This is a genomic window from Enterobacter sp. H2G27 (assembly GCF_054403075.1).
Genome location: NZ_JBSVSI010000001.1, coordinates 1,083,599 through 1,095,922, shown reverse-complemented (window position 1 = coordinate 1,095,922; position 12,324 = coordinate 1,083,599). Strand labels below are relative to the sequence as shown.

Genomic DNA, 12,324 nt, shown 5'->3' with positions numbered 1-12,324 from the left:
CTAACCTATGATGCCGCGATAAACAGATCCCGCAGCTGATGTAGCTGGTCGCGGATCTGCGCCGCCTCTTCGAACTCCAGGTTCTGCGCGTGCTGCATCATCTGCCCTTCCAGCTCGTGGATTTTCTGCTGCAGCGCTTTCGGCGTCAGCACGACGGTATCTTCTTCCACCACTGAACGCGCCTTGCCGCGGCCTTTCGCTTTGGTTTTGGCAATGTTCTGACCCAACGCCAGAATATCCACCACCCTCTTGTTCAGCCCCTGCGGCGTAATGCCGTGTTCTTCGTTGTAGCGCTGCTGTTTCTCGCGGCGGCGTTCCGTCTCGCCAATCGCTTTCGCCATCGACGGGGTAATTTTGTCACCGTACAAAATCGCTTTACCGTTGACGTTACGCGCGGCGCGGCCAATGGTCTGAATCAGCGAACGCTCGGAACGCAGGAAGCCCTCTTTATCCGCGTCCAGAATCGCCACCAGCGAGACCTCCGGCATATCCAGACCTTCTCGCAGCAGGTTGATCCCTACCAGCACGTCAAACTCGCCCAGACGCAGATCGCGGATGATCTCCATGCGCTCCACGGTATCGATATCCGAGTGAAGATAACGCACCTTCTCGCCGTGCTCTTCGAGATACTCGGTGAGGTCTTCCGCCATACGCTTGGTGAGCGTGGTCACCAGCACGCGCTCGTTAATGGCGGAACGGGCGCGGATCTCAGAGAGCAGGTCGTCCACCTGCGTTGCCACCGGACGCACCTCGATGATCGGGTCCAGCAATCCAGTCGGACGCACCACCTGGTCCACCACCTCATCGCCGGATTTTTCCAGCTCGTAGTTGCCCGGCGTGGCCGAGACGTAGATGGTTTGCGGCGCCAGCGCCTCAAATTCTTCAAACTTCATCGGACGGTTATCCAGCGCTGACGGCAGGCGGAAACCATACTCCACCAGCGTCTCTTTACGCGCCCGGTCGCCGCGGTACATCCCGCCGATCTGCGGGATCGTGACGTGGGATTCGTCGATCACCAGCAAACCGTCGGCCGGAAGGTAATCAAACAGCGTCGGCGGCGGCTCGCCGGGCCCGCGCCCGGAGAGGAAGCGCGAGTAGTTTTCAATGCCGGAGCAGTAGCCCAGCTCGTTCATCATCTCAAGGTCAAACTGGGTACGCTGGCTCAGGCGCTGCTCTTCGAGCAGCTTATTGTTCGCCAGCAGAACCTTACGGCGTTCCGCCAGCTCCACTTTGATCTCTTCCATCGCCTGTACGATACGCTCGCGCGGCGTCACGTAGTGCGTTTTCGGGTAGATGGTGAAGCGCTGGATCACTGACTCAACGTGTCCGGTCAGCGGGTCGAAGAGCGACAGGCGCTCGACCTCCTCGTCAAACAGCTCGACGCGCAGCGCCATATCGTCCGATTCTGCCGGGAAGATGTCGATCACTTCGCCGCGCACGCGGAAGGTGCCGCGCTGGAAGGCCTGATCGTTGCGGGTGTACTGCAGCTCCGCCAGACGACGCAAAATCGCACGCTGGTCGATGATCATCCCCTGCGTCAGGTGCAGCATCATCTTGAGATAGAGATCCGGATCGCCAAGACCGTAGATCGCGGAAACCGAGGCGACGACCACCACATCACGACGCTCAAGAAGCGCCTTAGTGGCCGACAGTCGCATCTGCTCGATGTGTTCGTTCACCGAGGCATCCTTCTCGATGAAGGTGTCAGAGCTCGGCACATAGGCTTCAGGCTGGTAGTAATCGTAGTAGGAGACGAAATACTCCACCGCGTTTTCCGGGAAGAACTCTTTCATTTCGCCGTATAGCTGCGCCGCCAGGGTTTTATTGGGTGCCAGCACCATCGTTGGGCGCTGGAGATCCGCAATCACGTTGGCGATGGTGAACGTTTTACCCGAGCCGGTTACCCCCAGCAGCGTCTGGTGCGCCAGCCCATCTTCCAGCCCCTCTTCCAGACGACGGATCGCCTCAGGCTGATCGCCTGATGGACGGAAAGCAGAATTCAATTTGAACGGTTTACTCATGGGCGACAACCTGATGACGTTATAAGCGGCAGGTGTGTAATTTTACTCCTTGTTGCCAGGAATGCCAGTAAAAAACACTGGATGAAAAACCAGTAGCATGTCAGGATATTTAGCATAGCGCCTGAATGATTAGCGCGATAGCGGCCAAAATTTGGACAGTGGCAACATAAAACACCAGTCAGGTCAGGTTATCCCCAGAACTTTTTCTTTTTTAACATTTGTCAAGCCAGGTAATGATAGTTTTATGGCAACCGGTGACACTTTCATGACGGGAATTGCTTTTATCTAAGCAATTAAAAAATAAACGATATTTTCTAAAGCCGCGTTTCGCGTCAATTTGGGCGAAAGCCGCGTCTTCTCTCGCTTATCGCGTGTTTTCTAACTCTAATGCACATGGTTATCCACAGGAATAGTGGATAACTGCTTCCAGCCCATACAGACTGGCGCTCTGCAAATTCCCGGATTTTCCCACGAGACGGCGACAAAAAATTTTTATAGCTATTTTTTGCTGATTAACAGTTGCGTCATTCATAACCAACCGATGGGATCTTGCTCACATTTTCATCATTTCGGGTTCTGCACCACAACTCATCACCGGCGGCACCGTCAATGTGCAATCCGGTTTTTTATAAACCGCTTTCCGGTGACTTATTCCTAAAAAAGTCGCTTTTTTAATCACTTTCCGCTTTATGGCAGGGGTTTTGCAGAATCAACAGCGAGCCTCACCTACACACATTTTTAAGGAGAGAAAGATGTTGAGTCTGCGTGCTGTGAATCAGTTTTACGGAAGTCAACATACGCTATGGAATGTGGATTTAGATTTTCCGCAAGGGATGTGTACAGGCGTCGTTGGCCTGCCGGGCATGGGTAAAACCACCCTAATGAATTGCATCGCCGGGAAGGTGCCTGTCGAAAGCGGCAGCATCATCTGGTATGAGGCGGGCGCGCCGCCGCGTGATTTGCTAAACCCGCCGCCAGAACAGCGTTCCGGGCCGGAAATTGGCTATGTCTCGCAGGACAGGCGGATCTTCTCCCAGCTAACGATTGAGGAGAACCTGCATATCGCCATGCGCGCGACGGGGAAACCTAACCCGAACGCAAAAAATGACGTTTACGACCTGTTTCCGGCGCTCTATGGGGTGCGACAGACCCGTGCCAACACGCTCTCTCCGGACGACCAGTATCAGCTGGCGCTGGCTAATGCGCTGGTGAACCGTCCACACCTGCTGATCCTCGATGAGCCCCTGCACGGCGCGGGGCACAGCTTCGCCCAGAAGCTGGGACAGCTGCTGGTGCGCTTAAACCGGGAGTTAGGCATGACGGTGCTGTTAGCAGAGCAGCAGATGTCGTTTATCCGCCGGGTGGCTGACCGTTTCTGTATGCTCTATCGCGGGCGTAACGTGGCGCAGGGCCACGTTAACGAACTGGATGACGAGCTTATTGCGCACTGGATGTCGCGGGAAGCAAGACGCTGAGATCGAGATAACGCCCGGTTTCGGCATTTTCCGCGCCGTCAGCAAGCCAGGGGATTTCCCCGAGGCACGGCGCGGGAAGGACGCGCCTGAGCGTCGCCAGATACTCCTGATGGCGTTTACCCGGCGCAACCACGTCGTTGGCTATCCAGCCCGCCAGACGCAGTCCGGCCTGCTGTACGGCCTGCGCGGTCAACATGGCGTGATTGATGCATCCCAGCTTGACGCCGACGACCAGAATGACCGGAAGCTGCTCGGACTTCACCCAGTCGGCAAACGTCTGCGTGTCCGAAAGCGGCGTAAACCAGCCGCCAGCCCCTTCCACCAGCACCCAGTCGGCCTGATTTTCCAGCGTCCGCAATCCGGCGGACAGCACGGCGAAATCAATAGGACGACCTTCAGCAGCGCTGATAATGTGCGGCGAGCTCGGCTCGGCAAAGGTGTACGGATTCACCGCGGAATAGGCGAGTTCAAGGGTGCTGTTACGCTGGAGCGCCAGCGCGTCGGTGTTGCGTAACCCTTCCGCCGTCATCTCGCTGCCGGACGCCACTGGCTTATATCCGGCGGTGTTTTTCCCGAGCATCCGTGCCGCCTGCAGCAGCGCCGAGCTGGCCACCGTTTTACCCACTTCTGTGTCCGTGCCGGTGACAAAATAACGTTCAGTCACGTTCGATAATCCCATGAAAAAGTTGATAGGAGAGCGGGAATTGACCCCGCTGCTGCGGCCAGGCCAGCTCAAGGCGCTGCAGCTGACCGCGGGTGAGCGGTTTTTTCTCGCGTCCGGTATGCAGGTGCGTGGCGCCTATGCCCTTCAGCGAACGCATGGCGCTGAACGCATCGCTAAAATTGAGCGTGATGGTCTGCACTACGCTGCGAGCGCGCCAGCCTGCCAGCGCCTGCGTCACCTGCTCATGCGATAAAAACCGGTTAGCGTGCGGCTGTTCATCGACTGCCTGCCAGGCCTGATTCAGCTCCGGCAGCGAACTTTCCAGCAGGGTGGTAAACGCCACCTTCCCGCCCGGTCGCGCGACGCGATAAAGCTCGCGCAAGGCCTGCGGCAGGCTGCTGCACCACTGAACCGCCAGATGGCTCCAGACCAGATCAAACTGCGCGTCCGCCAGCGGGATCGCCTCGATATCGGCCAGCAGATAGCGATGCGCCGCCTGCTGCTGGCGCGCCTCTTCAAGCATCTGGGCTGAGAGATCGATAGCCGTCACCTGGCTTCCCGCCCCGCGCCAGTAGCGGCTGTTGCTGCCGGGACCACAGCCGGCGTCCAGCACCTGTGGAAAACGGTTCTCGCCAAGCGCGGCCAGAAGCCCCTGCGCGCTCAGACGCTGCAGCTCATCGTGCTGCGAATAGCTCTGCGCGGCGCGGCCAAATGCCGCCGCGATGGCCTGCTTATTCACCGGCATCATGGAGCGCCTCCAGCAACGTCTCAATATCCTGTCGTTCATGCGCCGCCGTCAGGGTTAAGCGCAGACGCGCCGTGCCCGGTGGGACGGTTGGCGGGCGGATGGCGGTGACCCACATGCCGCGCTGGCGCAGCGCCTGTGCCAGCGCCAGCGCGCGGCCGTTTTCTCCGACAATCACCGGCTGGATAGCGCTCTGCGAATCGGGACTGTGGAAAGGCAGCGCCGCTAATCCCTGACGGAAGCGGGCAACATGCTCTGCCAGCCGCTGGCGACGTTCATCCCCTTCCGCGCTGCGTATCACAGCCAGCGACGCAGACAGCGCAACGGCCTGCGCCGGGGGCATGCTGGTGCTGTAGATCAGGTGGCGGGCAAACTGCAGCAGATAGTCGGCGACGGATTCGCTGCACAGCACGGCGGCGCCGCTAACGCCAAAGCCCTTGCCAAAGGTGACAATCAGCAGTTCAGGCTTCACGTTTTGCTGATACGCGCTTCCGCGCCCTTCGTCGCCCATCACGCCGGTGCCGTGGGCATCGTCCACCAGCAGCCAGGCATTCTGTCGCTTTGCGGCCTCGTGCAGCGCGGCAAGCGGCGCGCTGTCGCCGTCCATGCTGAACACTCCTTCGGTGACAGCCAGCTGTTGTCCTTCGCAGGGTTTATCCAGCAGCGCTGCGAGCTGTCCCGCATCGTTATGGGCAAAACGCCGCAGCTGAGCCGGGCTTAAATTTGCCGCCTCCAGCAGGGACGCATGGCTTAAGCGATCGGCAACAATGCGATCGTCCTTCCCCATCAGGGCCGTAATAACCGCCTGATTGGCGGCAAAGCCGGAGATAAACAGCAGCGCGCGCGGGTAGCCCAGCCAGTCGGCAAGCGCCTCTTCCAGCGCATGATGCGCCGTGGTGTACCCGCTGACGTGCCCCGATCCGCCGCTGCCCACGCCAAACCGCTCCGCGCCCTTCTGCCAGGCGCGGATAATGGCCGGATGCTGGCTCAGCCCGAGATAGTCGTTGCTGGAGAAATTGCAGAACCGCTGGCCTTCACGGGTAAGAAAACGGCCCGCGCCGTTTTCCACCACCCTGCGAACGCGAAATGCCTCTGCCGCCCGACGGTCGTCAAGCGCAGAGTTGATACGTGCCTGCCAGGTCATACGGCTGCCGCGTTGTAGAACTGTTCGGTGTCGGCGTTGAAAATCTGCTGCTCCAGCTGCTGCTGTTGCTCGTTATCGCCCGTCAGCACTTCGGTCTGATGCGGGTTCAACCCCAGCTTGCGGAACAGCTGAACGTCTTTATCTTCTTCCGGGTTCGGCGTGGTCAGCAGCTTGCAGCCGTAGAAGATGGAGTTGGCTCCGGCCATAAAGCACATGGCCTGGGTCTGTTCGTTCATCTGCTCGCGACCCGCTGAGAGGCGAACGTAAGACGTTGGCATCATGATGCGCGCCACCGCGATGGTGCGGATAAAATCAAACGCATCCACGTCCTCGTTATCCGCCAGCGGCGTGCCCTTGACCTTCACCAGCATGTTGATCGGCACGCTTTCCGGCGGGGTCGGCAGGTTCGCCAGCTGCAGCAGCAGGCCCGCGCGGTCTTTCACGGTTTCGCCTAAGCCCACGATGCCGCCGGAGCAGACCTTGATCCCCGCGTCACGCACTTTATCCAGCGTATCCAGACGCTCCTGGTAGGTACGCGTGGTGATGATGTTGCCGTAAAATTCCGGCGAGGTGTCAAGGTTGTGGTTGTAGTAATCCAGCCCCGCCGCCGAGAGGCGCTGCGCCTGCTCTTCGTTGAGCGTACCGAGGGTCATGCAAGCTTCGAGGCCCATCTCCTTCACGCCCTTCACCATCTGCTCCAGATACGGCATGTCGCGATCGTGCGGGTTCTTCCACGCCGCGCCCATGCAGAAGCGGGTCGAGCCGGCGTTTTTCGCCTTGCGCGCGGAGTCGAGGACCTGCTCGACTTCCATCAGGCGCTCTGACTCCAGACCGGTTTTGTAGCGCGCGCTCTGCGGGCAATATTTGCAGTCTTCGGGGCAGGCGCCGGTCTTGATCGACAGCAGCGTGCTGACCTGAACATGGCGGGGATCGAAGTGCTGACGATGCACCTGTTGGGCTTCGAACATCAGCTCAAGGAAAGGTTTGTTAAATAATTCAGTAACTTGCGACATCGTCCAGCGTGCGTGGTGAGCCATCGGGCTTCTCCAAAGGGTTTTGTTAATTTTCGGTTCGGTTTATACTCGTAAACCTAAAACTTTTCAAAATGGTTTACAAGTCGATTATGACCCAGGACGATCTCGCCTTCGACAAGCAGCATATCTGGCACCCTTACACCTCCACCACCCGCCCCCTTCCCGTCTATCCGGTTGCCTCCGCCCACGGCTGCGAGCTGCACCTCGCCAGCGGCGAGCGGCTCGTTGACGGCATGTCTTCGTGGTGGGCGGCGATTCACGGGTACAACCACCCGCGCCTGAATGCGGCGATGAAGGCCCAGATTGACCAGATGTCGCACGTGATGTTTGGCGGGATCACCCATCAGCCCGCGGTGGATTTATGCCGTCGTCTGGTGGCGATGACGCCTGACTCGCTGGAGTGCGTATTCCTGGCCGATTCCGGCTCCGTGGCGGTGGAAGTGGCGATGAAAATGGCGCTGCAGTACTGGCACGCCAGAGGCGAAACGCGCCAGCGGTTCCTCACCTTCCGCAACGGCTATCACGGGGATACCTTCGGGGCGATGTCGGTTTGCGATCCGGAGAACTCCATGCACAGCCTGTGGAAAGGGTATCTGCCGGAAAACCTGTTTGCCCCTGCGCCGCAGAGCCGCTTCGACGGCGAGTGGAACGAGATGGACATGGTCGGCTTCGCGCGGCTGATGGCGGCGCATCGTCATGAGATTGCCGCCGTGATCCTTGAGCCTATTGTGCAAGGCGCGGGCGGAATGCGGATGTACCATCCGGAATGGCTGAGGCGTATTCGCAGGATGTGCGACCGCGAGGGCATTCTGCTGATTGCCGATGAGATTGCCACCGGCTTTGGCCGCACCGGCAAGCTGTTTGCCTGCGAGCATGCGGGTATCGCCCCGGATATTCTGTGCCTCGGCAAAGCGCTGACGGGCGGCACCATGACGCTCTCCGCCACGCTCACGACCCGCCAGGTGGCCGACACCATCAGCGACGGTGAAGCGGGCTGCTTTATGCACGGTCCGACGTTTATGGGTAACCCGCTGGCCTGTGCCGTGGCGAGTGAAAGCCTTGCGATTCTGGAGAGCGGCGAGTGGCAGACGCAGGTTGCGGCGATAGAAGCGCAGCTGAAAGCGGAGCTGAGCGCCGCCTCGGGCGCGAATTTCGTGGCGGACGTGCGCGTGCTGGGCGCCATCGGGGTGATTGAAACCACCCATCCGGTGAATATGGCGGCGCTGCAGCGCTTCTTTGTGGACCAGGGCGTGTGGGTGCGGCCTTTCGGCAAGCTTATCTACCTGATGCCGCCGTACAGCATCACGCCAGAGCAGCTTCGAAAATTAACCGACGCGGTTGTAACAGCCGTTAACATTCCCGCGCATTTCATGATTTAACCCAATGCATTACACTTGCTGAACGAGCGATCAACAAGGGTAAACCGTATGAAAATCATCAGTAAAGATCTGCGCGACGGAGAAAAACTCCCGGAACGGCACGTTTTCAACGGCATGGGGTATCAGGGAGATAATATCTCCCCGCACCTGGCGTGGGACGAGGTTCCGGCAGGCACCAAAAGCTTTGTCGTGACCTGCTACGACCCGGATGCGCCAACCGGTTCCGGATGGTGGCACTGGATCGTGGCGAACCTGCCTGCCGACACGCGCGTCCTGCCGCAGGGTTCCGGCTCTGACCTGGTTGCCCTGCCTGAGGGCGCGATTCAGACGCGCACCGATTTTGGTAAAGCGGGCTACGGCGGCGCGGCGCCACCAAAAGGGGAAACCCACCGCTACATCTTCACGGTGCACGCGCTGGACGTGGAGAAGATTGACGTCGATGAAGGCGCGAGCGGCGCGATGGTCGGGTTTAACGTGCATTTCCATTCCCTGGGGAGCGCGTCGATTACGGCGATGTATTCGTAAAAAAAGCCGGGTGGCGGCTACGCCTTACCCGGCCTGGATTTCGCATTCGTAGGCCCGGTAAGCGCAGCGCCACCGGACAAAAAAATCACAGCACCGAAGGTAGCAGACCCACCAGCCGCCCTTCTTCCAGAAGCTGCATCGCCTTATCAATATCCGGCGCAAAGAAGCGGTCGTCGTCGTAATGCGATACGTGCTCGCGCAGCACCTGACGCGCCTGCTCCAGCAGCGGGCTGGATTTGAGCCCTTCACGCAGATCGATACCCTGACTCGCCGCCAGCCATTCCACCGCCAGCACGCCGCGGGTGTTGGACGCCATTTCCCAGAGACGACGCCCGGCAGCCGGTGCCATCGAAACGTGATCTTCCTGATTCGCCGAGGTGGGCAGGCTGTCCACGCTGTGCGGATGCGACAGCGCCTTGTTCTCGCTTGCCAGCGCTGCGGCCGTCACCTGAGCAATCATAAAGCCCGAGTTGACCCCGCCGTTACGCACCAGGAACGGTGGCAACTGGGACATGTGTTTATCCATCATCAGCGCGATGCGGCGCTCGGACAACGCGCCGACTTCGGCAATCGCCAGCGCGATGTTGTCCGCAGCCATTGCCACCGGCTCGGCGTGGAAGTTACCGCCTGAGACCACCTCGTTTTCCTGGGCGAACACCAGCGGGTTATCGGACACCGCGTTGGCCTCCACCAGCAGCACCTCCGCCGCCTGGCGCAGCTGCGTCAGGCACGCGCCCATCACCTGCGGCTGGCAGCGCAGGGAATAGGGATCCTGCACCTTTTCACAGTTGTGGTGTGAATCCGCGATCTCGCTGGTGTCGGTAAGCACTTGACGGTACATCGCGGCGGCATCGATCTGCCCGCGCTGACCGCGCACCTCGTGGATGCGGGCATCGAACGGGCGACGCGAGCCCAGCACCGCTTCGGTGGTCAGCGCACCGCACACCACCGCCGAGGCAAACAGATCTTCCGCTTCAAACAGGCCGCGCAGCGCGAAAGCTGTCGATGCCTGCGTGCCGTTCAGCAGCGCCAGCCCCTCTTTCGCCGCCAGCGTGATCGGCGTTAAGCCGGCTTTTTTCAGCGCCTCTTTCGCCGGAAGCCACTCGCCCTGCCAGCGCGCTTTGCCTTCACCCAGCAGCAGCAGCGACATGTGCGCCAGCGGCGCGAGATCGCCGGAGGCCCCGACGGAGCCCTTCGCCGGGATCCACGGATAGACCTCTGCATTAACCAGCGCCATCAGCGCCTGGATCACGCTCAGGCGAATGCCGGAGAAACCGCGCGCCAGGCTGTTGATTTTGAGCACCATCATCAGACGGACAATCTCATCATCCAGCGGCTGACCCACGCCCGCCGCATGCGACAGCACCAGCGATCGCTGTAAGTTTTCCAGATCGTGTGTCGCGATGCGGGTCTGCGCCAGCAGGCCAAAGCCGGTGTTAATCCCGTAGGCGGTGCGCCCTTCGGCAACGATGGCTTCGACGCAGGCGACGCTGTCGTTAATGGCGGCATGGGCACTTGCATCCAGCGAAAGGGTGACCGGCTTGCGCCAGACGTTACGCAGCTGCTTGAGCGTCAGCGAGCCGGGAGTGAGTGTTAATGCGTTCATTAATGCTTTCCTTGTGTGGCAGGGATCATCGGCAGGTTAAGGCCCTGCTCTTTGGCACAGTCAATGGCAATTTCGTAACCCGCATCCGCGTGACGCATCACGCCGGTTGCCGGGTCGTTGTGCAGTACGCGAGCGATACGCGCGGCGGCTTCATCCGTTCCGTCGCAGACGATGACCATCCCGGAATGCTGGGAGAAGCCCATCCCCACGCCGCCGCCGTGGTGCAGCGACACCCAGGTCGCGCCGCTGGCGGTATTCAGCAGAGCGTTCAGCAACGGCCAGTCGGAGACCGCATCCGAGCCGTCGCGCATGGCTTCGGTTTCGCGGTTCGGGCTGGCGACGGAGCCGGAGTCCAGGTGGTCGCGGCCGATGACGATCGGCGCGGAGACTTCACCGCTGCGCACCATTTCGTTGAAGGCGAGGCCGAGTTTTTGACGCCACTCCAGCCCTACCCAGCAGATACGCGCCGGCAGGCCCTGGAAGTTAATGCGCTCGCGGGCCATGTCCAGCCAGTGGTGAAGATGTTCGTCATCAGCGACGATCTCCTTCACTTTGGCGTCGGTTTTGTAGATATCCTCCGGGTCACCGGACAGGGCAACCCAGCGGAACGGACCGATACCGCGGCAGAACAGCGGACGGATATAGGCCGGAACGAAGCCGGGGAAGTCGAAGGCGTTATTTACGCCCATCTCTTTCGCCATCTGGCGAATGTTGTTGCCGTAATCAAAGGTCGGAATGCCCATCTGGCTGAAAGCCAGCATGGCGGAGACGTGCTCGGCCATGGAGCGCTTCGCGGCAAGCACCGTCCCTTCCGGATCGGTTTCCGCTTTTTGCTGATAGGCTTCCCACGTCCAGCCTTTCGGCAGGTAACCGTGCAGCGGGTCATGGGCGCTGGTCTGGTCGGTGACCAGATCCGGACGCACGCCGCGGGCGACGAGTTCAGGAAGAATGTCCGCCGCGTTGCCGCACAGGGCAATCGACACCGCTTTGCCTTCGGACGTGTATTTTTTAATGCGCGCCAGCGCGTCATCGAGATTCTCGGCCTGTTCGTCGACGTAACGGGTGCGCAGACGGAAATCAATGCGGCTCTGCTGGCACTCTATGTTCAGCGAGCACGCGCCGGCCAGCGTGGCGGCCAGCGGCTGCGCGCCGCCCATGCCGCCGAGACCTGCTGTGAGCACCCAGCGGCCTTTCAGCGAGCCGTTGTAGTGCTGGCGACCGGCTTCCACGAAGGTCTCGTAGGTGCCCTGCACAATCCCCTGGCTGCCGATGTAGATCCAGCTCCCGGCGGTCATCTGGCCATACATCGCCAGCCCTTTGGCGTCGAGTTCGTTGAAGTGCTCCCAGGTGGCCCAGTGCGGCACGAGGTTAGAGTTGGCGATCAGCACGCGCGGGGCGTTTTTATGCGTTTTAAACACGCCAACCGGCTTGCCGGACTGCACCAGCAGGGTTTCGTCGTTTTCGAGTTCGGTCAGTGCCTTAACAATGGCGTCATAGCATTCCCAGTTGCGCGCGGCGCGACCAATGCCGCCGTAGACCACCAGCTCGTGGGGGTTTTCCGCCACCTCAGGATCAAGGTTGTTCATCAACATGCGCAGCGGGGCTTCGGTGAGCCAGCTTTTGGCAGTAAGGGTGGTGCCGCGCGCGGCGCGGACGTCCTGCTGGCGGTATTTACCTGACGACATTGTGTGCTCCTATACGGGACAGATGATGCATTTAGATATACTTGTA

10 protein-coding genes are annotated in these 12,324 nt (G+C 60.2%); 3 read left to right on the top strand and 7 right to left on the bottom strand.

Going from position 1 to position 12,324, the window contains the following annotated elements; translation table 11 throughout:
* Positions 1-5: 5 nt before the first annotated feature.
* The gene (gene uvrB / locus ACW9E7_RS05150) at positions 6-2,021 is read right to left on the bottom strand and encodes an excinuclease ABC subunit UvrB (protein WP_458727350.1); all 2,016 of its coding nucleotides are present in this window, start codon (positions 2,019-2,021) and stop codon (positions 6-8) included.
* Positions 2,022-2,773: 752 nt separating this feature from the next.
* On the opposite strand from uvrB, the gene ACW9E7_RS05145 reads away from it, so the two are divergent.
* Positions 2,774-3,496 carry an ABC transporter ATP-binding protein gene (locus tag ACW9E7_RS05145; RefSeq protein ID WP_127730105.1) on the top strand — a complete coding sequence of 241 codons (723 nt, stop codon included), beginning with the start codon at positions 2,774-2,776 and terminating at the stop codon, positions 3,494-3,496.
* Here ACW9E7_RS05145 and bioD read toward each other — a convergent pair.
* Genes bioD through bioB form a run of 4 tightly spaced genes read right to left on the bottom strand, consistent with a single transcriptional unit; the run spans position 3,459 to position 7,086 of the window.
* A complete protein-coding gene (bioD, locus tag ACW9E7_RS05140) occupies positions 3,459-4,160 on the bottom strand; it encodes a dethiobiotin synthase (RefSeq protein ID WP_458727349.1) in 702 nt (233 codons plus the stop codon). The genes ACW9E7_RS05145 and bioD overlap by 38 nt on opposite strands.
* Positions 4,153-4,908, bottom strand: a complete 756-nt coding sequence (gene bioC / locus ACW9E7_RS05135) for a malonyl-ACP O-methyltransferase BioC (RefSeq protein ID WP_133294022.1) — start codon at positions 4,906-4,908, stop codon at positions 4,153-4,155. The genes bioD and bioC overlap by 8 nt, the downstream gene beginning before the upstream one ends.
* Positions 4,892-6,049, bottom strand: a complete 1,158-nt coding sequence (gene bioF / locus ACW9E7_RS05130) for an 8-amino-7-oxononanoate synthase (protein ID WP_458727348.1) — start codon at positions 6,047-6,049, stop codon at positions 4,892-4,894. Before bioF ends, bioC begins: the two co-directional genes overlap by 17 nt.
* Positions 6,046-7,086, bottom strand: a complete 1,041-nt coding sequence (bioB, locus tag ACW9E7_RS05125) for a biotin synthase BioB (protein ID WP_115874533.1) — start codon at positions 7,084-7,086, stop codon at positions 6,046-6,048. Before bioB ends, bioF begins: the two co-directional genes overlap by 4 nt.
* 86 nt (positions 7,087-7,172) lie before the next feature.
* Between bioB and bioA the strand changes: the two genes are divergently transcribed.
* A complete protein-coding gene (gene bioA / locus ACW9E7_RS05120) occupies positions 7,173-8,462 on the top strand; it encodes an adenosylmethionine--8-amino-7-oxononanoate transaminase (protein WP_458727347.1) in 1,290 nt (429 codons plus the stop codon).
* Between the two features lie 48 nt (positions 8,463-8,510).
* On the top strand, positions 8,511-8,987 hold the full coding sequence (locus ACW9E7_RS05115) for a kinase inhibitor (protein ID WP_032674406.1): 477 nt from the start codon (positions 8,511-8,513) through the stop codon (positions 8,985-8,987).
* An 85-nt stretch (positions 8,988-9,072) separates the two neighbouring features.
* On the opposite strand, the gene hutH is transcribed toward ACW9E7_RS05115, so the two are convergent.
* Both hutH and hutU read right to left on the bottom strand, forming a co-directional pair.
* Positions 9,073-10,593, bottom strand: coding sequence for a histidine ammonia-lyase (hutH, locus tag ACW9E7_RS05110; protein WP_136195370.1), 1,521 nt, complete (start codon positions 10,591-10,593; stop codon positions 9,073-9,075).
* Entirely contained in the window at positions 10,593-12,278 is a 1,686-nt protein-coding gene (gene hutU / locus ACW9E7_RS05105) for a urocanate hydratase (RefSeq protein ID WP_458727346.1), read from the bottom strand. Before hutU ends, hutH begins: the two co-directional genes overlap by 1 nt.
* Positions 12,279-12,324: the final 46 nt, after the last annotated feature.